A 19,724-nucleotide genomic window follows, 5' to 3' on the forward strand; every position below is an offset into this window, starting at 1 on the left:
CGTGACCGCCGACCAGATCATTGCCACCCTCGACCTGTCGCCGCATCCCGAGGGCGGGTTCTTTCGCGAGACATGGCGCGCGTCCAATGAAGGACGCGCCCATGGCACGGCGATCTATTTCCTGCTGCGGGGTGAGGATCACAACCAGTGGCACAAGGTCGATGCGGCCGAGATCTGGCACTATTACGCCGGGGCGCCGCTGGTGTTGTCGATATCGGAAAGCGAGGCGGGCCCCGCGCGGGACATGGTTCTTGGCCCAGACCTGACGGAAGACCAGAGGCCACAAGTCATCGTCCCGCCCGACGGATGGCAGATGGCGCGTTCGACCGGGGACTACACGTTGGTCGGTTGCACCGTGTCCCCGGGATTCGAGTTCGAGCAGTTCACGATGGCACCTGACGGGTTCGATATTCCCCGCTAGCCCCGGATTGCTTTCAGGAAGGCCAGAAGGCTTTGGGTCGAGCCGTCCTTTCTGCCGGCCTCGGCCTCGCCCGCCACCAGCGGCTCCATCTCCTTGGCCAGTTCCTTGCCCAGCTCGACCCCCCATTGATCGAAGGAATTGATCCCGAGGATCACTCCCTCGACGAAAACCCTGTGCTCGTAGAGCGCAATGATCTGCCCAAGCTGGTAGGGCGTCAGCCTGTCATAGACCAGCGTGGTCGAGGGGCGGTTCCCAGGAAATACCCGGTGCGCGGCTTGCCGTTCCAGTTCGGCGCCCTCAAAACCGGCCTTGCGCATCATCTCGCGGGCGGTGTCGATGTCTCGCCCCCGCATCAAGGCTTCGGATTGGGCAAGGCAGTTGGAGATCAGCAAGCGGTGATGGTGGTCCATCCCCGGCTCGAACCCGCGGGCGGCCACCATGAATTCGCAGGGCACCACCTGCGTGCCCTGGTGTATCAGCTGGTAGAACGCGTGCTGTCCGTTGGTGCCCGGTTCGCCCCAGACAATCGGTCCCGAGCCGCCGTCCACCGGGTCGCCCTGCATCGTCACGCCCTTGCCGTTGCTTTCCATCTCAAGCTGCTGAAGATAGGCAGGCAAGCGCGACAGGCGCTGATCGTAGGGCAAAACGGCCCGCGTGGGATAGCCGCATGCGTGACTGTGCCACAGCCCGGTCAGCGCCAGCATCACCGGCATGTTCCGCTCGAGCGGCGCGGTCTGGAAATGGGTGTCCATCGCTTCGCCGCCGGCGAGAAATGCGTCGAATTCCTCTGGTCCAATGGCCAGCATCAGCGACAGCCCGATCGGCCCCCACATGGAATATCGCCCGCCCACCCAGTCGGCAAAGCCGAATACGCGCTCGGGCGCGATGCCGAATGCTTCGGTCTTGTCGAGCGCGGTGGACACGGCCGCAAATTGCGCGCTCGGGTCCCCGCCGCCAAGTTGCACCCAAGGCTTTGCGATCGCGGCGTTGCTCATCGTCTCGATGGTCGTGAAAGTCTTGGAGGCGACGATGAAGAGCGTGGTTTTCGGATCCAGCCCGTCGAGGCAATCGGCAATATCCGCCCCATCCACATTCGACACGAAGTGACAGCGCGGACCCTCGTGATAAGGGCGCAGCGCCAGCGTGCCCATTTCGGGCCCAAGATGCGAGCCGCCTATGCCGATAGTCACCACGTCGGTGATCGGACCGCCCGCGCCCTTGTGCCGGCCCGACCGAATGTCTTCGGCAAAGGCACGCATGCGGGACAGGACGTCGCGAACGCCGGGCATCACATCCCGCCCATCGACCTTTATCGCCGTGTCGGGCCCTGCTCGAAGCGCCACGTGTAGAACCGAGCGCCCCTCGGTCTCGTTGATCGGCTCGCCCGCGAACATCGCGTCCCGACGCTCGGCAACGCCGCGTTCCTTTGCCAGTTGCAAAAGCTTCTCGCGGGCCGCGTCGGTCATCGAGGTCTTGGCGTAGTCGAACAGCATCCCATCGGCCTGGACCTGGAACCGGGCTGCGCGGTCGGACGATCGCATGAGGTCACCAATCGGCGTTCCGGTCTCAGATTTCAGCGCCGCCCAGGTCATGCGGTCTCCTCCTTTTTTATCTCGGTCGGACTGTCCGGCACGCTAGGGCGCCCAGTGCACATCGGTTTCGTCGAGGATCGCGGCCACAGGCGCCTGTTCGGGCCGGCAGGTGCGGGCGCGCTCAACAGCCTTGCGCTTGTCCTCTCCGGTGATCACCAGGTGCTTGGCCACCGCCGCATTGAGCACCCTTGCCGACAGGCTGATCCGCACATCCTCGACCTTGGCAGGGCGCATGGGAACCAGCACCGGTGCGTCGTGCGCAAGCGCCTCACCCAGCCCATCGGTGCCCGGAAACAGCGAGGCGGTATGCATGTCGCCGCCCATGCCGAGGAGCAATACGGCGATCGGCAGACGTGGCTGGATGACGGCCTCCAAGTCCGCAAGTACCGCCTCGGGCGCCTCGGCACGGGCGTAAAGCGGCAGGTAGGCGGCTTTCGCGGCCCGGCCCACCAAGAGCCGCTCGCGCAGCATCCGGGTGTTGGACCGGATGTGCACCTCGGGCACCCAACGTTCATCGCTGAGGCAGATATCGACACGGGACCAGTCGAGATCGGCATCGCACAGCACGTCGAAGACCGGACCGGGCGTGCTGCCCCCCGGCACCACGAACAGCGCACGGTCGTCATGCTCCAGCGCGGTATTCAGATCCCCTGCGAGCTGATTGGCGAGATCGATCGCCATCATCTCCTCGTCGGCGTATTCGATCAGTCTCATGCGCGTATCTCCCTCCAGCGGCGTCCGTCGCGGTGCATCAGCATCAGCGCATCGTCCGGCCCTGAACTGCCCGTCGCATAGCTGTGCGGTGCGCGGCCGGACTCGTCCCATTGCGCGATGATCGGGTCGATCCAGGCCCATGCGGCCTCGACCTCGTCACCGCGCATGAAAAGCGTCTGGTTGCCGCGGATCACGTCCATGATCAGCCGTTCGTAGGCATCGGGAAAATCCGCCTCTTCCGGTCCCAATGCCTCGGCGAATGTCATATCAAGCGGGACGTCCACCAGCCGCATGCCACCCGGGCCGGGTTCCTTGATGGTCACGCCAAGCTCGATCCCCTCGTTGGGTTGCAGCTTGATGGTCAGGATGTTGCGGTGGCGGCCCGCGTCGGCGCCGAATATGGAATGCGGCGCATCCTTGAAGACCACGGCGATCTCACTCGCACGTTCGCGCAGTCGCTTGCCGGTGCGCAGATAGAAAGGCGTTCCGGCCCACCGCCAGTTGCTGATCGTGGCGCGCAGGGCAACAAAGCTTTCGGTCATGCTTTCGCGGTTGCCAACCTCGTTGCGATAGCTGCCATTCTGTCCGGTGCCCTCGTACTGGCCCCGCACGGCGTCGTCGGGTGCAACCGGGTCCAACGCACGAATCACCTTGAGCTTTTCATCGCGCACGGCGTCGGGATCGAACTTGGCTGGTGGTTCCATCGCGATCAGGCACAAAAGCTGCATGATGTGGTTCTGCATCATGTCCCGCATCGCACCCGAGCGGTCGTAATAGTCGCCGCGACCGCCAACGCCCACTTCCTCGGCCACGGTGATCTGGATGTGATCGACATACTGGCTGTTCCACAGGGGTTCGAACAATGTATTGCCAAAGCGGATCGCCATGAGGTTCTGTACCGTTTCCTTGCCCAGGTAATGGTCAATCCGGTAGATCTGGTGCTCGTCGAAATACTCCGCAATGGTGGCATTCAACGCCTTGGCCGTCTCGAGATCGCGGCCAAAGGGCTTTTCCACCACGATTCGGCAATTCGGACAGTCCATGCCGTACTTGTGCAGCCTGTCGGCGAGGTCCCCGAACAGGCTGGGCGCCACGGAAAAGTAGAAGGCGCGAATCTCGTCGTCGCGCAGCATCCCCGTCAGTTCGGACCATCCCGCCTCGCCGCGTGCGTCGATCGTCACGTACTCGAGCTGTTGCAGGAAGCTTTCTAGATGTTCGGTGTCTTTCGCGGCCTCGGGCTCGAATTCAATCACGGCTTTACGGGCGAAATCACGGTACGCGGCAGCGTCCATCTCGCTGCGCGCGGCACCGATCACTCGGGCATCGTCGCTCATTTGCCCGGCCCGAAAGCGCCGGAAAAGGCCGGGAAGGATCTTGCGCTGCGCCAAGTCCCCCGTGCCCCCGAAAATCACAAGGTCGAAAGGATCGACCGGGATGACGCGAGATACCATGGTTTTCTCCTGAACTCGGTGCAAGTCTAGGTGGCGATCACGAAGGTGTCACCTGCCCGTACTCGACTTTCAAGAGAAGAAAGGACAGGTTACGCCCGAAAGGCAAATGAAATTCGGACGATAGACAGATGAAAGATGTGGCGTCCCCTCGCGCAAACGGTGGAAAATTCATCGACCCGAAGGTCACCGCCGATGGTGAGCCGCGGGCGTACGTCCCGCTGAACAAGCCACGAACGCTTTGGTTCAATACCGGCACGCTGTGCAACATCACCTGCGCGAATTGTTATATCGAAAGTTCTCCGGAAAACGACCGGCTTGTCTACATCACCACGGCCGAGGTCGAGGATTACCTCGATCAGTTGACCGAACGCGGCTGGCCCGTGACAGAGATCGGGTTTACCGGCGGTGAGCCCTTCATGAACCCTCAGATGGTGGAAATGGCGGGCGTCTGCCTGTCTCGCGGTTACGACGTTCTGATCCTGACCAATGCGATGCGCCCGATGATGCGCAAGCGCGTTCGGGACGGGCTTCAGGCGCTGCAAGAAGAATACGGCGACAAGCTGACCCTGCGCATTTCGGTCGATCATTATTCCGAGGCGCTGCATGACGAGGAACGCGGCAAGGGCAGCTTTGCCCGGACGCTGGAAGGAATGCACTGGCTTCGGCAAACAGGCATCCGGATGGCCATTGCCGGGCGGAGCCTTTGGAACGACGGTGAACACGAGTCGCGTGCTGGCTATCAGGCGTTTTTCGCCGCACACGGGTTTGACATCGACGCCCACGACCCGGCCATGACGGTTCTGTTCCCGGAAATGGACGAGAGCGTCGAAGTTCCGGAAATCACCACCGGCTGCTGGAGCATCCTTGGCAAGTCGCCCGACAGCGTGATGTGTGCGTCCTCGCGTATGGTGGTCAAGCGCAAGGGCGCGGAGCGGCCCGCCGTGCTGGCTTGCACCTTGCTGCCTTATGACGCGGAGTTCGAACTGGGCCAAACGTTGGCGGAGGCCGAGGGAGACGTGGCGCTGAACCACCCCCATTGCGCCAAGTTCTGCGTGCTGGGGGGCGCCAGCTGCTCGGGCTGACCGGGGCTTGGGCCTCCTGCCCTTTTGCAAATCTCCAGAGTTGCGGGGTCATTCTGGATATCAGGCGGCGATGCGTCGCTTGCCCCGCCCGGCTGCAGGGCCCATATCTGCCTCATGATCAAGTTCACCCCGATCCTTCTGGCGATTCTCTATGCAGTGGTCATGTACCGTTTCTCGGTCTGGCGCACCAAGCGGGAGCTTGACGCACGTTCGACCGAACTGGCAGATCCCAAGCTGACACCGTTGTTCTCACGGCTGGCAAAGGCCCTCGATCTGCCGCGTATAAAGGTGCACATCTATGAGATCGACCCGGTCAACGGATTGGCCGCGCCGGATGGGCGCATCTTCATCACGCGTGGTTTCTATCGCAAGTTTCTTTCCGGAGAGGTTTCGGCCGAGGAGATGGCAAGCGTCATCGCGCATGAACTGGGCCACGTGGCGCTTGGTCATTCGCGCCGCCGAATGATCGATTTTTCGGGTCAGAATGCGCTGCGCACGGCTCTGGCGATGGTGCTGTCACGGTTCCTGCCCGGCATCGGAGTCTGGATCGCCAATGGTGTCGCCTCGCTTCTTGCGGCCCGGTTGTCGCGGGGCGACGAATACGAGGCTGACGAGTACGCCGCCGCCCTGCTGACCAAGGCCGGGATCGGGACGAGGCCACAGAAATCCCTGTTTGAAAAACTGGAGGCGCTGACCCAGTCGCGCGGCGGCGCGATGCCGGCTTGGCTGATGAGCCACCCCAAGACGACCGAGCGCATTGCCGCCATCGAAAAGCTGGAGACCCGGTGGCACGAGTTGTCAAAACAGTAGGATCAACCTCCGTTTATTGCCTCCTGACGCGGCATGGAACTAGGCGAAAGCCAGAGCCTTGCCCAAGCGCGGCAGCCGCGCTTTCTTCATCAGGCGCCGGATGTCCCAGTCCTCGCCGCTGAGGCGGCGTGCGTCGGCCAGCACTACCCCGGCGACCTCGTGCATCACATCCGGATGCGCCTCGAATACGCCGAACAGGAACGTGTCGGGATCTGCGCGGCTGATCCCTTCCTCGGCCAGAATATTGCGCGGAAAGTCCTTGGCGTTGACTGTCAGGATCAAGTCGGCCGACCCGGCGATGGCGGCGGCGAGCACGTGGATGTCCGCCGGATCCGGTAGCCACAGTCGCGATTGAAGCGAGGGTGGCCAGGTTACCTCGGCATCGGGCCAGTCGAGCGCCAGCATCGCTGCTTCGGCCTGGGCCTGCGCGATACCGTCGGGGCCCAGCTTGACGACCGCGCGCTGCCATTCCTCGATGATACGTGCCGACCAAAGCGGCTTGAAAACCCCATGCTTCGCTGCCCCAAGAAGCATTTGTCGCATTACGGTCGGATAGATCACGCAGGTGTCGAGAACCGCATTCATAGCCGAAAAAACAGCGCCTTGAGATACCCGCTTTCGGCCAGCTGAGGATGCAGCGGATGGTCCGGCCCGGCGAACCCGGTGTGAACGAGCGCACCCTCGCGCCCGGCACGGCCGATGCCCCGGGTACAGGCGGTCCGGAACTTGTCGAGGGTCGCGGCGTGGGAACAGGAACACAGCCCCAGAAAGCCCCCTTCCGCCACAAGGGGTGCGGCCAGCCGTGCGACCCGTTCGTAGGCGCGAAGGCCCTTCTCCAACGCCGGCTTGTTGGGTGCAAATGCCGGCGGGTCACAGATGACCACGTCGAATCGCGCTCCCTCTTCGGCCAAGGCCGTCATCACGTCGAAGGCGTCGCCGCGCCGGGTGGCGAAGCGCTGCGTAAGCCCCATGCGCGAGGCCCCTTCCCCGGCCAGTTCCAGCGCCGGTTGCGAACCGTCGACGGCCAACGCATCGGTCGCCCCCGATGCGAGTGCCGCCAAAGAGAAGCCGCCCACGTGGCTGAAAACATCGAGTACGCGGCTTTTTCGCGCGAGCGTCGCCGCAAACGCGTGATTGGGTCGCTGGTCGTAGAAAAGCCCGGTTTTCTGCCCGCCGGTCAGATCCGCCATGTAGGTGGCCCCGTTCATCGGCACGGGTAGCGGTTCCGCGGGCAAATCGCCCACTATCGCCACGGTCGTGTCGTCGAGCCCTTCCAGCGCCCGCGCCCGCCCCGAGCCGTTCTTGATCACGCAGGCCACAGACGTGACATTCACCAGGGCCGCCACGATCTGGGGCAGCAGAACCTCGGCCCAGGCCGCGTTCGGCTGAATGACTGCAACGTGATCGAAACGGTCGATGATCACCCCCGGCAAACCGTCAGCCTCGGCATGAACAAGCCGATAATACGGGGCATCAAATAGCCGTTCCCGCATCAATAGAGCCTGGCGCAACCTGCGCTCAAGCCAGGCCAGATCGACCTGTGCAGTCGGATCCCGGTCCAGCACTCGTGCCATGATGCGGGACTTCGGATTTACGGCCACAAGGGCCAGCGGCGTGCGTTCGGCATCTTCCAGCACCGCTACAGTGCCGGGTGTCAGCGCCTTGGTCCGTCGGTCGGTAACGAGTTCATTGTCGAAAACCCATGGAAACCCATGCCGTATGGCACGGGCCTGCGTCTTGGGTTTCAGGCGGATGCGAGGCAAAGAGGACGGCGTCATGCCGTCCCCTTAAGCCGTTTCAGTTTTTGTTGGAAGCACCGAGTTGATTCAGCGCCCCCATCAGGCCCAGGTTTGCCGCCTGATAGCCCTCGGGACTGGTCAACTGGCGCTGGATCACATCGGCGAGGTGATTGGTGATACGGTATTTCTGCGTGATGCCCTGTTGCTCGGCCTTGATCGCAGCCTGGCCGCCAAGCGCCTTGAAGTCGGCCTTTACGAATTGCGGGGCGCCATATGCGACTCCGGTCTCGGGATTGCGCAGAAGCATGCGGAATTGCAGTGCATGAACGCCGCCCACGGTATACCGCGCCTTTTCCGTCAACGCGTGGAATCGCGTGACCTGGATATCCAGCACCGCCGGTACGTGACCGGGTCGCATGGCGTTGACGCCCTGCTGCATCGCCGCCTCGAAGATCGCCTTGACCTGTGCGTGACGGTCGCCCGCAGGGTCTTCGCGCCAGACGATGTCGCCCCCCGGAAGGTAGCGGTTGGCTTCGGAAACCTTGAGAGACTTCGGAACGTTGACCCGGATTTCCTGGACCGCATATGCCGGAGCAGCCACGGAGACCGAAGTGGTTTCAAGCGGAGCATTCCGTGTTGCCGTCTCGGGCGTGGAACAACCCGCGACAGACAGTCCCATGATCAGCGCGGTGATAGCTCGACGGGTTTTCATGTCATCCTCCTGGCGCAATTTCAGCGCATTGGTTGGAGGTATCTTGACGAGCAATTGAGGCTAGTTTTGGGCACGTTCGGTACTTCACCAAGGTTCGTTCGCACGCGACACCGCGGTGACGAGCAGTCAGCGCTCCCGCCGGCGCCACCCGCCGCGGCGCTTTGGCGCCGCCGCGGAATTCAGGCCTTCGCGCAGAACGGCAGTCATCGGATGATCGGGATACTGGGTGCCGTAGCGCTCGATCAGGCCTTCCAGCTGCAGCTTTACGTCGCCGTCGCCATCCACCGACAGCGCCCAATCCAGAAAGATGGACCGGCATTCTCCCGACGTGATGCCCTCTATCCTATAGGATTCCCGGATCAGCCCCTTGGGATCCAACGCGTCAGCCATCTGCTGTTCCTCGCTTCAATGCCGCTTCAATCACCACTGCGGCCTCTGCCGTGCGCCGCTCCAGGTCCTGGCGCAAGTCTGCCATATGCTCCTGTCCGGTCTGCCGCAGAATGAACGCCTTTGCCCCGTCGCCCAACTTGTCCTCGTCCAATGGCTTGTCACCCAGCAGGCGCGCCGCCTGCGTCACTTGCCAACAAAGCCCGTAAGCGGCGGCAAGCGCAGTCTCTTCCGCGTCATTTAACCAACCGGCGGCGACACCGGCGGCCAATCCGGCCTCGACGCTGCGTTCGGGTTGTCCGGCAAGCAGGCATCCTGCCTGGGCAATCAACTCGATGTCCTGCATCCGGCCATCGCCCAGCTTGGTCTCCCACGCCCCCCCTGAACCCTTGGCGGCTTTGATCCGTGCTCGCATCTCGCCGACTTCTCTCAGGACGGTCTCGCGATCGCCCTTTTGCGGTAGCAGCGCACAGCGGAACGCCTCGACATCCGTGGCCAGCGCGTCGGGGCCGGCCACGACGCAGGCACGGGTCAGTGCCAGGTGCTCCCAAACCCAGGCCTCCTGTTCCTGGTAGCTCTGAAACGAGTTCCAGCTGGTGGCCACCGGACCCTGGTTGCCCGAGGGGCGCAGGCGCATGTCCACCTCGTAAAGACGCCCTTCGGACATAGGCGCCGTCAGTGCGGTAATCAGCGCCTGTGTCAGGCGCGCATAGTAGGGCCGCGTTGCAAGCGGACGGCGACCATCGGATCCTTCGGCCCCTTCGGCATCGTAGATCACGATCAGGTCAAGGTCGGAGGCTGCGTTGAGTTTTCCTGCGCCAAGAGATCCCATGCCAAGCACGACAGCGCCGCGCCCGGGCGCCGGGCCATGCTTCTGTGCGAACTGGGCGCAGACCACCCCCCAGAGCTCGGCTAGGATCACCTGCGCAAGATCGGCATATTGCGCACCAGCCTTGTCGGCCCCGATCAGTCCGCGCAATAGATGGACGCCAGTTCGGAAATGCCATTCCTTGAGCCATCGGCGCGCCGCGTCGAGCTTGCGCTCGTAATCATCTTCGCGCTCCAGCCGCGCCGCCAGTTCGCGCCGCAGGCGTGCTTGGTCCGGCCAGGGAGCGAAGAAATCTCCGGCAATCACCGCATCGAACACACCTGGATGCCGCGACAGGTAGCTGGCCAGGGCCGGCGAGACACCTGCGATGTCGACCATCAGGTCGATCAATTGGGGGTTGGCCTCGAACAGAGCGAAAACCTGCACTCCCGCCGGAAGGCCGGACAGGAAGCCGTCAAAGGCCAGCAACGCCTCATGCGGGTTGGAGGACCGGCTGAGGCGTTCGAGTATTTCGGGCCTGAGCCGGTCAAAGATCGTATTGGCCCGCTCGCTGCGCAAGGCCGGATAGCTGCGCCAACGACCGATGACCTCGTCATCCAGCCCCTCGAATGCGACAGGCTTTTCGCTGCTGCTGTCGGGCGCGAAAAATCCCTCGATCAGGTCATGCACCTCTTGAAGACGCCCGGTAAGTTCGTCGCGGAAATCCGGCGCGTCACGATCGCACAGCGCGGCCAGCCGTGCCCAGGCGTCGGGATGATCCGGCAGAACCTGTGTTTGCGCGTCGCGCAGCATCTGAAGCCGGTGTTCGATCTCGCGATGGGCCCGGTAATGGTCGGCAAGCATCTGCGCGGCATCGCCGGGCACCCAGTCCTTGTCCGCCAGCCGCGCCAGCCCATCGACCGTGCCGCGCACCCGCAGATCGGGATCGCGACCTCCGGAGATCAACTGGCGGGTCTGTGTGAAGAACTCGATCTCGCGAATGCCGCCACGCCCCAGCTTCATGTTGTGCCCGTCCAGCCGGATCGGACCATGGAGGCCTTTGTGCTCGCGGATACGTAGGCGCATGTTGTGCGCGTCCTCGATGGCGGCAAAGTCAAGATGCTTGCGCCATACGAAGGGACGCAGGGTGTCGAGGAAACGCGCACCCGCCTTGATGTCGCCCGCCGCGGCACGTGCCTTGATATAGGCCGCGCGCTCCCACGTGCGGCCGAGGCTTTCGTAGTAGGTTTCGGCGGCGCCCATGGCCATGCAGACCGGCGTGACATTGGGATCCGGACGCAGACGCAGGTCGGTGCGAAAGACATAACCATCCGCCGTGCGGTCGTTCAACATGGCCGCCATGCGGCGCGTCGCCCGAACAAAACCCGTCCGGGCCTCTTGGTAGGTGTCGCCGTCGAACCGGTCTTCGTCGAACAAACAGATAAGGTCGATGTCGGAACTGTAGTTGAGCTCATGCGCACCCATCTTGCCCATGGCCAGCACGACCATACCTGCAGCATCCTCCAGTGCATCCTCATCCTGTCCGGGGATCTTGCCGCGTCGCAACTCGGGCAGGAGCGCCGCATGCAGGGCCTGTGTCACTGCAAGGTCAGCAAACCGCGTGAGGGCGCATGTCACCTCCTCCAGCGACCAGACGCCGGCCAGATCGGCAAGTGCGACCAGTAGCGCCACCCTGCCCTTGGCCCGGCGAAGCCGCGAGCTGGTCTCGTCGACGGGGATCGAGGCAACCTCGTTCATCAGATCGTCGAACGCTGCCTCGGGATTGTCGAACACCTCGGGCAGCCAGTTGCGTTCCTTCAAACTGAGAGAGTGCAGGAACGGGCTGCATCCGGCCGAGCCTTCGACAAGCGCCGCCACGTCGGAAGAAACGCCATCGACCGCGTCGCGCGCCTCCTGTCCGGGGGCGGTGTCGAAGGAGCGCGGACATCTGGTCATGCGATCGGAGAAACTCATGGTCGCAGTGATACACCCAATGCAAGGGCGGTCAACGGCCCGCGCGTTCTCTGCCTTTCCGATATCTGCGTGGTATCCAGAACAACCAAGCCTGGCATGTGAAAATAATTAACATCCCCTCTTGCAACGGGCGCGCCCATTCCCCATCTCCTGAATGTAAAGACGCTTCACATACCATCCTCAAACCACCCCCGAAAGGACCCTAGATGAACACCTACACCTACAACTCGCCCGCTGCCGGCATCTCGGGCTGGTTCGCCCGCACCGAGGCATGGCTTGACGACAAGGGCAAAGCCGCGTGGATCGCAGTGCTGGTCGTCTCGATGATCGCGTTCTGGCCCGTCGGCCTCGTGCTGCTGGCCTACATGATCTGGCGCAACAAGCTGTCTTGCCCTTCCAACCGGGTGTCGCATCGCCCGATAGTGCGTCCGCTGAAGGGTTCGTCGGGCAACAGCGCGTTCGACGCCTATCGCGATGAGACCCTGCGCCGACTGGAAGAAGAACAGCAGAACTTCGAGGCCTTCCTCGAGCGGCTGCGCGCGGCACGCGACAAGGCGGAATTCGACCAGTTCATGGAAGAGCGTGCCCGCAAGACCGATTACGAAGCAGAAGACGACGAGGCAGACACGCACGGTACAGCGCGTGCCAACTGACGCCCGGTAAATGACACGCCCTCCGTGCCGTCACCTTTCGCGGCGCGGTGGGCCAGCCTATATGATGCATATGACCGATACGACCTGGCATATCCCCGACCCCGACACGCAGCCCGATTTTTATGCGGATGTCCCGCTGAAACGTTTCCTTGCATGGCTGGTGGACAGTGTCCTGACACTGGTGTTTTGCGTACTGGTGCTGCCGTTCACGGCCTTCACCGGGCTGTTTTTCCTGCCCTTCCTGTTTCTTGCCATCGGCCTGGTCTATCGGACCGCGACCATCGCGAAAGGATCCGCCACGTGGGGCATGCGCCTTTTCGCGCTGGAGTTCCGCACCGCATCGGGTCATCGATTTGATGGTACAATGGCGTTCTTGCACTCGATGGGGTTCACCTTTTCCTGCGCCGTTCCGTTGGTGCAACTGGCATCGATTCTGTTGATGCTGACAGGCTCGCGCGCGCAAGGCCTGACCGACCTTGTCCTTGGAACCGTTGCCATAAACCGACGCGCGGCGTGCTGACACAGGCTTCGCTGCACGGGATTTGACCTCTTGGCGCAGCGATACATCGTTGTTATCGTCACGGCTGAAAGTTGCGAAACCTACCATGCGTCATACCCTTCCCATCGCGCCCCAGTTCTATGTGACGGCGCCCCAGCCCTGCCCCTATCTCGAGGGCCGGATGGAACGGAAGCTGTTCACGGCACTGCAGGGAGATGGGGCGCAGCGCCTTAACGATACCCTGTCAAAACAGGGGTTTCGTCGTTCGCAGAACGTGCTGTACCGCCCGTCCTGTGCGGATTGCGCCGCCTGTCTGTCGGCCCGCGTGAATGTCGAAAATTTCACCGCCTCGCGCAGCCAGCGCCGCACCCTTCGGCGCAACCGTCATCTCGACCGGCGCGCCACGTCGCCTTGGGCCACCGAGGAACAATACGCGCTTTTCCGCGAATACCTGGAAGATCGGCATGCGAATGGCGGCATGGCTGACATGGATACCTTCGAATTTGCCGCGATGATCGAGGAGACGCCGATCCGCACTCGCGTGGTGGAATATGCCGACCGGGAAACTGGCGAGCTTGTCGCGGTCTGTCTGACGGACGTGTTCGACGACGGCGTCAGCATGGTCTATTCCTTCTACGATCCGAACCGACCGCGCGACAGCTTGGGCACGTACATCATCCTCGATCATATCGACATCGCCCGAGAAGCCGGCCTGCCCTATGTCTATCTGGGCTACTGGGTCCCGGGCAGCGCAAAGATGGGATACAAGGCGGCGTTTTCGGGGCTCGAGGTCTATTCGGCTGGAGAGTGGCAGCCCATGCGCGATCCGGCAGATTTCGAGGCACACCGCCACCCGCTGTCCAACGATCCGATCGCCGAGCAGGTGGCGAACATTTCGCTGCCCGACGGACGCCCCCTACGCAACAGGAAGTACTGAAGCGCCCTCTCGGGTAGTACATTGTACGGACACATTCTCGTGTGTGCCATCGGGCTTACGCCCTCGTGCTCTGGCCGTTTCCGGTGTCCGTGATATGTCCTGGAGTGCCGAAGCTCACGAGGTTGCATGTCCATTCTCCTCCACCGCCGCCACTTTCTTGCCAGTGCTGCCGCGCTCTCCGCATGGCCCGTCCGGGCGCAACCCACCGGGTGGCGGAACGTAGCGGATGCCGCGGGGGAGCTGGAGCAATGCCACGCTGTACTGATCTACCAGCACGGTGCAGAGGTTTTCGCCGAGGCGTTCCGCGGCCCGGAGATCGGCACGCCCGTGCCGATCAAATCGGTGTCGAAGACACTTGTGGCGGCTCTGACCGGCGCCGCGCTGGATCGGGGCGAGATTCCCGGGATGCAGGCCACCATCGGGCAGCTTGCCCCCAACCTTGTCCCCGACAGTGCCGAACCCGGGGTGGCGGACATCACCGTCGAAAACCTCGTGACGATGCAGGCCGGGCTGGAACGGACATCCGGCCCCAACTACGGCGAGTGGGTCAGCAGCGGCAACTGGGTCGCCGATGCCCTGTCACGACCCTTCGAGACAAAGCCGGGCGCACGCATGCTCTACTCCACCGGCTCGTTCCACATCCTCGGCGCGATCCTGTCCGAAGTCACCGGGCAAAGCCTTCTGCAACAGGCACGCGACCGGCTTGGCGCACCGTTGGGCATCAGCATCCCGCCATGGACGCGCGATCCGCAGGGACGTTATCTTGGCGGTAACGAAATGTCGCTCAGCCTGCCGGCGATGATCCATTTCGGTGAAATGTACAGGCGCGGCGGCGTGTGGGAGGACAAGCGCGTGTTGAGCGAGACGTGGGTCGAAAGGTCGCTCGAGCCCGTCACACGTTCGCCCTGGTCCGGACTGCGCTATGGCTACGGGTGGTTTCTGGGACGATCCGAGGGAGACGATTATGCCTTGGCCCGTGGCTATGGCGGGCAGGTGATCTGCATCGTTCCCGGTCTGGGCCTGACGATCGCCATCACGTCCGACTCGACCCGCCCGGCGCGCAGCATCGGCTATTTCGGAGACCTGATGTCCCTGATCGAGGGGACCATACTGCCTCTGGCCAGGAACGAAAGAACCTGACCGCGGCCCGGCGATTCCGCATTTTCAAGGCACCATGCGCCGAAAGAAATGATTACACGCGGATGTGACCATTGGCCCCTTGCCTTGATGCGTCCTGCCGGGAAATGTTACCGGATGCGCATTCTGGCCTGCATCCTCTGCCTGCTTGCCCAACCCGCCCTTGCCGAAACCGGGCAGGAGGTCGGCCTGGAACTGGTGCTGCTGGCAGATGCATCGGGATCGATAGATGACATGGAACTGTCGTTTCAGCGTCAAGGCTATGCAAGCGCGATCACCGATCCCGAGGTCCTGAAGGCCATCCGAGATTCGCTTTATGGCAATGTCGCCGTCACCTACGTGGAATGGGCCACCAACACCGCCGTCGTCGTGCCGTGGACGGTGATCGACGGCGAAGCATCGGCCCAAGCGTTCGCCGACGCACTGGCCGGCCCGCCCCGCCAGGCCTATGGCAGCAACGCCATCGGGGGCGCCCTGCTAGATGCGAAACGCCTGATCGAAACGAATGATATCATGGCCCCGCGCGCAGTAATCGACTTTTCCGGCGACAGTATCAGGAACTCGTCGGGCCCCGCAATTGCCGCGGCGCGGGCCGAGGTCCTGGCTGCGGGCATCGTCATCAATGCCCTGCCTATCTTGCGCCCCGAGGACGGGCGCCGCGCCGGGGCCAATCTCGAGGATGAATACGCCGAACGCATCATCGGCGGGCCCGGCGCCTTCATGGTGACGGCGGACGGGCGCGACAGTTTCGCCCGCACCGTGCGGCGCAAGCTGGTGCTGGAAATCTCGGGCCGGACACCGGCCCCCGGCGCCGGGCGGATCGCCGCGGTCCAGGTTCAATAGGCGTAGCGCAGGGATGGTTCAGCCTAGACGGTTCAGAACAAAAACGGCGCGTTCCGCCACCCCGATCTTTGGTAGGAGAACCAACGTGTAGCCTAGCCGATCATAGGCTTTGCAAAGGCGATGATATTCGTCGACCGCCGCGTCGAATCCATGGCGCCGCTCGCCGTCGGTTCGGTAGAGTTTTGGCCAGGGAGGCGCCATGAAGACGAGCGGGTGAAATCGCGCCGTGCCGGCAAGGGACTTCGCCACATCGGTGCCCTCGGCATGTTCCAGCGCGACGGCCGCGTCGATCAGCCCGCGATCGAAGAAGACCCAGCCTATCGGCTCGCCTAACGAGGCCCTGTCCCGCGTAGCCATTTCCACCGCACGCCGGGCGAAAGCCGCCGGATCGACCCACGGAAGGGCGGCGCCGCGCCCTCCCATTTCTTGCGCAACGATGCGCCGGCCTGGCTCGGCCACGGTATGGAATCCCGCCCGGCCCAAAGCGGCCAGCAGGGTGGATTTTCCGCCGCCGGAACATCCCGACAGGATGACATGCCGCTTGTGTGACGTGTCTGTCATGAACCGCGCAATGTCCGGTGCAAGAAGCGAAGGCCCGGTGTTCGCCGGGCCCCCGTCAAGAGAGCTGTACCGAACTCAGCCGCCCAGCAGGTCCGGAACAATCGTGACAATATCCGGGAAGAACCACAGGATCGCCAGCCCGACCACCTGGATCAGCACGAACGGTGCGACGCCGCGGTAGATATGACCGGTCGTGACCTCCTTTGGCGCCACGCCCCTGAGATAGAACAGCGCGAAACCGAAAGGCGGCGTGAGGAACGAGGTCTGAAGGTTGACCGCGATCATGATCGTCACCCATTTCGGATCGAACGTGCCACCATAGATCACAGGGCCCACGATCGGGACTACGATGTAGATGATTTCCAGGAAGTCCAGCACGAAGCCCAGTATGAACAGCACCAGCATCACGATCAGGAAGACCTTGAACTCGTTGTCGAACGATCGCAGGAACTGCTGGATGTAGTGTTCCCCGCCGAACGAGATCACCACCAGGTTCAGAAGCTGTGACCCGATCAGGATGGTGAAGACCATGCTGGTCACCTTGGCGGTCTCCCGCACCACGGGGCTCAGCACGCCGCCGGCAAACAGCACCCAGCAGGCAAACAGCAGACCGAACAGCGCATAGAGGTAGGCCGCCTTGGCCACGATGAACGCGACCCAGCTTTCGGCGGAGGCACCCTCGACGTTGATCCGCAGGTCGAAATTGATCCCGACGATGATCGCAATGATGATCGCGAACGTAGCGAAGATGATGATCTTGCCAGAGCGTTCCTGGTCCTTCAGCTTGCGATAGGCCGCGAGCATGATTGCCCCGCCCGCGCCCAGTGCAGCCGCAGGCGTGGGATTGGTGATCCCGCCCAGGATCGACCCCAGCACAGCCACGATCAGCACGAGGGGCGGAAAGACCACGCGGATAAGTTCGTTCTGGGCCAGACGCGCCGCGGCGTGCGTGCAGCCGTAAAGCGCCAGTGCGACAGGAATGGCCATGATCGCGAATGTTGCGCCGGAACTCCATTGCGGACCGATCAGGAGGACATCCACCAAAAGCCCGAGCACGATACCGATCCCACCAACGATCAAGGGAGTCGGGCTTTCGGACGGAAGTACACCACGGGCGAGGGTCAGAACGAGCGCGAAGATCAACATCATGACAGCAATGCCGGTCCCGATCGGCGCCGCGTTCTCGATCTTGCGGGCAAGCATTTCAGCGCGCTCTTCCTCAGTCAGGCGGACGCTTTGGGTCACGCCACCGGACTCGTCGATGGACTTCTGTTCGGCAACTGCCCGGTCCCAAGCCGCCTGCCCGTGCAGTTCGATCATGGACTCCTTGCACTCGGCCCCCACTGCGGTACGCAGGCTGGCACTCTGGCCCTGTTCGCTGAAACTGTCGATGGTCGTGCTCTGGCTGCCGACCACGTTCATCTGTCCCAGCACCAGAACCCCGACGACCAGCGCGACGGGAATGCCGAGGAACCACGTAAACGCCTCGCCGCGGGTGATTGCCTCTGCGTTGGTGGCGCCCAGTTCAACGGCCGGCGCTTTGCTCGGGTTCACCAGAGCGTAGCCAAAAGCATAGAGCGCGTAGAGCAAAGCCAGAAGGATGCCTGGTAGCAGCGCCGCCTGAAACAGCGTACCGACCGAAACCACAGCCGGTTCGCCCAGGTAGGTCAGCGCGTCGGTGCAGCCCGCCTCCTGCGCGCGTGCTTCCTGCGCGACCGAGTAGAGGTCTCCGGCAAGCGTACCCAAAAGGACGATCACGATCGAAGGCGGGATGATCTGCCCCAACGTGCCCGAGGCCGCGATCACACCTGTCGCGATTTCGGGACTGTAATTGTTGCGCAACATCGTCGGCAGGCTGAGCAGGCCCATCGTCACCACGGTTGCGCCAACGATGCCTGTCGAGGCGGCAAGGAACGCGCCGACGACAACCACCGAAACAGCCAGGCCGCCTGGCAACGGGCCGAAGACCCGCGCCATGGTGGTCAGCAGGTCGTTGGCCACCTTGGAGCGTTCCAGCGTGATGCCCATAAGGACGAACATCAACACGGCCAGCAGGGTCTCGATCGACTGGCCCGCGAAGACACGTTCGTTCATCCTGTTCACGACAAAGCTCACGTTCCGGTCAAGCGCGGTTTCCCAACCTTGCGGAAACACCGGCTCGCCCACGCGTGGCAGCTCGGGGTACCGGAAAATCGATACGGACTCAGGCTTCACCCCTGATCCGACAAGCGTGCGATAGGCCTCGCTACCGGTGTCGATCGCCTGGTGTATCAGCAGGCCCGCACTGTCTAGCCCGGCAATGATCGCAAAGGAAATGACGCCGGCGCCGCCGATGGCAAAGGCCACCGGGAAGCCGGACAGGATGCCCCCGAAGAGGCAGAGGAACACGATGATCAGGCCGATCTCGACGCCATCAAGTCCAAACAACATCAGTGTGTCCCCTCATAGGCTTCTTCGCCTTCCCCGAGGCTGTCCTTGTCAAGGTATTTGCCGTCGCTTTCCGGCCCCTCCTTCCATTCGAGGTAGGAGCGGTAGAAGAAGGCGATGGACTGGATGAACACCATGCCCGCAAAGGCGACCATCAGGACCTTGAACAAAAAATATCCGTTAAACCCGTTCGGGCTGAAGCCGATGGTCTCGACGTTCCAGCGCACCGCGCGCGCCTTCATCATCAGCCGATCAAGCGACTCCGACGCCGAGGGTTTCGGCGTTATCAGGTGGCGCCACATGAAGTACCAGCCGTACATCCAGATCAGGATGGCCATCGGCGCCATGAAAAGGACGCATCCGATCATGTCGATCAGCCTTTGCGTGCGAAACTTGACCGCCGCATAGACAAGGTCGACCCGCACGTGCCCGCCCTGAACGAATGTGTAGGTACAGCACAGCGCAATCACCAGCGCATTGTGAAATTTCAGAGCTTCGGCCCACCAGCTGATGTCATAGGTCAGCGGGATGCCGAAGCCGAAGGAGATATCCGGCCGCACGAAGATCCGTTGCACGAAGACGATGACGATCTGCTGTATCACCATGATCAGGCCCGCCCAGGCAAAGAGGCGCCCTGTGATATTGGCGAACCCCTCCAAAACCCTGACACAGCCCCACATGAAACTGTTCCGCCAGATCCCGACCACAGTCAGGATCAGCACGAAGGTGAAGATGACAAAGAAGAACTCGACCGATCCGCCGTAATAGACGAACCGCATGATAGCTTCCTTGTCGGCCCAGTTCAGCCACAGCCCGGGATGCGTGATGGCGTAGGCCAGATCGTAGAATGACCCGAAAATTCCGCCGAAAAACCAAAGAACTGCATCCACAAAGGCGGACCCGGATCCGGTCGCTTCAGTCTCGCCCATGTAACATTCCCCCATGCCCTGCGTATCGGACCGGTCCGGACGCGCCAG

The 19,724-nt window shown here is 62.7% G+C and carries 19 protein-coding genes; 8 read left to right on the forward strand and 11 right to left on the reverse strand.

The features are described 5' to 3' along the window. The first annotated feature begins 1 nt into the window (after position 1). On the forward strand, positions 2 to 421 hold the full coding sequence (locus RBB31_RS13955) for a cupin domain-containing protein (protein WP_306129909.1): 420 nt from the start codon (positions 2 to 4) through the stop codon (positions 419 to 421). On the opposite strand, the gene pgi is transcribed toward RBB31_RS13955, so the two are convergent. The 3 genes from pgi to zwf are packed head-to-tail and all read right to left on the reverse strand — an operon-like array spanning position 418 to position 4,178. Next, on the reverse strand, positions 418 to 2,013 hold the full coding sequence (pgi, locus tag RBB31_RS13960; protein ID WP_371931328.1) for a glucose-6-phosphate isomerase: 1,596 nt from the start codon (positions 2,011 to 2,013) through the stop codon (positions 418 to 420). The two genes, RBB31_RS13955 and pgi, sit on opposite strands and share 4 nt — an antisense overlap. Before the next feature lie 42 nt (positions 2,014 to 2,055). Beyond that, on the reverse strand, positions 2,056 to 2,727 hold the full coding sequence (gene pgl, locus RBB31_RS13965; RefSeq protein ID WP_306129910.1) for a 6-phosphogluconolactonase: 672 nt from the start codon (positions 2,725 to 2,727) through the stop codon (positions 2,056 to 2,058). Further along, a complete protein-coding gene (gene zwf / locus RBB31_RS13970; protein WP_306129911.1) occupies positions 2,724 to 4,178 on the reverse strand; it encodes a glucose-6-phosphate dehydrogenase in 1,455 nt (484 codons plus the stop codon). Before zwf ends, pgl begins: the two co-directional genes overlap by 4 nt. A 128-nt stretch (positions 4,179 to 4,306) precedes the next feature. On the opposite strand from zwf, the gene RBB31_RS13975 reads away from it, so the two are divergent. Next, on the forward strand, positions 4,307 to 5,260 hold the full coding sequence (locus RBB31_RS13975) for a radical SAM protein (protein WP_306129912.1): 954 nt from the start codon (positions 4,307 to 4,309) through the stop codon (positions 5,258 to 5,260). Positions 5,261 to 5,374: 114 nt separating this feature from the next. Then, complete coding sequence (locus RBB31_RS13980; RefSeq protein WP_306129913.1) at positions 5,375 to 6,070, forward strand: M48 family metallopeptidase; 696 nt, start codon at positions 5,375 to 5,377, stop codon at positions 6,068 to 6,070. A 39-nt stretch (positions 6,071 to 6,109) separates the two neighbouring features. On the opposite strand, the gene RBB31_RS13985 is transcribed toward RBB31_RS13980, so the two are convergent. The 5 genes from RBB31_RS13985 to RBB31_RS14005 all read right to left on the reverse strand — a co-directional run bounded on the left by RBB31_RS13985 (position 6,110) and on the right by RBB31_RS14005 (position 11,690). After that, the gene (locus RBB31_RS13985) at positions 6,110 to 6,655 is read right to left on the reverse strand and encodes an RSP_2648 family PIN domain-containing protein (protein WP_306129914.1); all 546 of its coding nucleotides are present in this window, start codon (positions 6,653 to 6,655) and stop codon (positions 6,110 to 6,112) included. Next, the gene (locus RBB31_RS13990; protein WP_306129915.1) at positions 6,652 to 7,848 is read right to left on the reverse strand and encodes an RSP_2647 family RNA methyltransferase; all 1,197 of its coding nucleotides are present in this window, start codon (positions 7,846 to 7,848) and stop codon (positions 6,652 to 6,654) included. The genes RBB31_RS13985 and RBB31_RS13990 overlap by 4 nt, the downstream gene beginning before the upstream one ends. 19 nt (positions 7,849 to 7,867) lie before the next feature. Next, a complete protein-coding gene (locus tag RBB31_RS13995; protein ID WP_306129916.1) occupies positions 7,868 to 8,521 on the reverse strand; it encodes a DUF6778 family protein in 654 nt (217 codons plus the stop codon). A 126-nt stretch (positions 8,522 to 8,647) separates the two neighbouring features. After that, positions 8,648 to 8,911: a hypothetical protein gene (locus RBB31_RS14000; protein ID WP_306129917.1), complete on the reverse strand. Its 264-nt coding sequence runs from the start codon at positions 8,909 to 8,911 to the stop codon at positions 8,648 to 8,650. Then, the gene (locus RBB31_RS14005; protein ID WP_306129918.1) at positions 8,904 to 11,690 is read right to left on the reverse strand and encodes a glutamine-synthetase adenylyltransferase; all 2,787 of its coding nucleotides are present in this window, start codon (positions 11,688 to 11,690) and stop codon (positions 8,904 to 8,906) included. Before RBB31_RS14005 ends, RBB31_RS14000 begins: the two co-directional genes overlap by 8 nt. 206 nt (positions 11,691 to 11,896) lie before the next feature. Here RBB31_RS14005 and RBB31_RS14010 point away from each other — a divergent pair, with 206 nt between their 5' ends. From RBB31_RS14010 to RBB31_RS14030, 5 genes are all read left to right on the forward strand, one after another. Next, on the forward strand, positions 11,897 to 12,343 hold the full coding sequence (locus tag RBB31_RS14010; protein ID WP_306129919.1) for a DUF2852 domain-containing protein: 447 nt from the start codon (positions 11,897 to 11,899) through the stop codon (positions 12,341 to 12,343). A gap of 70 nt (positions 12,344 to 12,413) precedes the next feature. Further along, entirely contained in the window at positions 12,414 to 12,863 is a 450-nt protein-coding gene (locus RBB31_RS14015; RefSeq protein ID WP_306129920.1) for an RDD family protein, read from the forward strand. Between the two features lie 85 nt (positions 12,864 to 12,948). Further along, the gene (locus tag RBB31_RS14020) at positions 12,949 to 13,779 is read left to right on the forward strand and encodes an arginyltransferase (RefSeq protein ID WP_306129921.1); all 831 of its coding nucleotides are present in this window, start codon (positions 12,949 to 12,951) and stop codon (positions 13,777 to 13,779) included. 126 nt (positions 13,780 to 13,905) lie between these two features. Next, positions 13,906 to 14,919, forward strand: coding sequence for a serine hydrolase domain-containing protein (locus tag RBB31_RS14025; RefSeq protein WP_371931329.1), 1,014 nt, complete (start codon positions 13,906 to 13,908; stop codon positions 14,917 to 14,919). 114 nt (positions 14,920 to 15,033) lie between these two features. Next, complete coding sequence (locus tag RBB31_RS14030; protein ID WP_306129922.1) at positions 15,034 to 15,759, forward strand: DUF1194 domain-containing protein; 726 nt, start codon at positions 15,034 to 15,036, stop codon at positions 15,757 to 15,759. Positions 15,760 to 15,777: 18 nt separating this feature from the next. On the opposite strand, the gene RBB31_RS14035 is transcribed toward RBB31_RS14030, so the two are convergent. The 3 genes from RBB31_RS14035 to RBB31_RS14045 form a co-directional block, all read right to left on the reverse strand. Continuing rightward, positions 15,778 to 16,320 carry an AAA family ATPase gene (locus RBB31_RS14035; RefSeq protein ID WP_306129923.1) on the reverse strand — a complete coding sequence of 181 codons (543 nt, stop codon included), beginning with the start codon at positions 16,318 to 16,320 and terminating at the stop codon, positions 15,778 to 15,780. A 75-nt stretch (positions 16,321 to 16,395) separates the two neighbouring features. Then, complete coding sequence (locus RBB31_RS14040; protein ID WP_306129924.1) at positions 16,396 to 18,750, reverse strand: TRAP transporter large permease subunit; 2,355 nt, start codon at positions 18,748 to 18,750, stop codon at positions 16,396 to 16,398. Next, entirely contained in the window at positions 18,750 to 19,676 is a 927-nt protein-coding gene (locus tag RBB31_RS14045; RefSeq protein ID WP_306129925.1) for a TRAP transporter small permease subunit, read from the reverse strand. The genes RBB31_RS14040 and RBB31_RS14045 overlap by 1 nt, the downstream gene beginning before the upstream one ends. Positions 19,677 to 19,724: the final 48 nt, after the last annotated feature.

Source organism: Roseovarius sp. MMSF_3350, assembly GCF_030733425.1.
Taxonomy (GTDB): domain Bacteria; phylum Pseudomonadota; class Alphaproteobacteria; order Rhodobacterales; family Rhodobacteraceae; genus Roseovarius.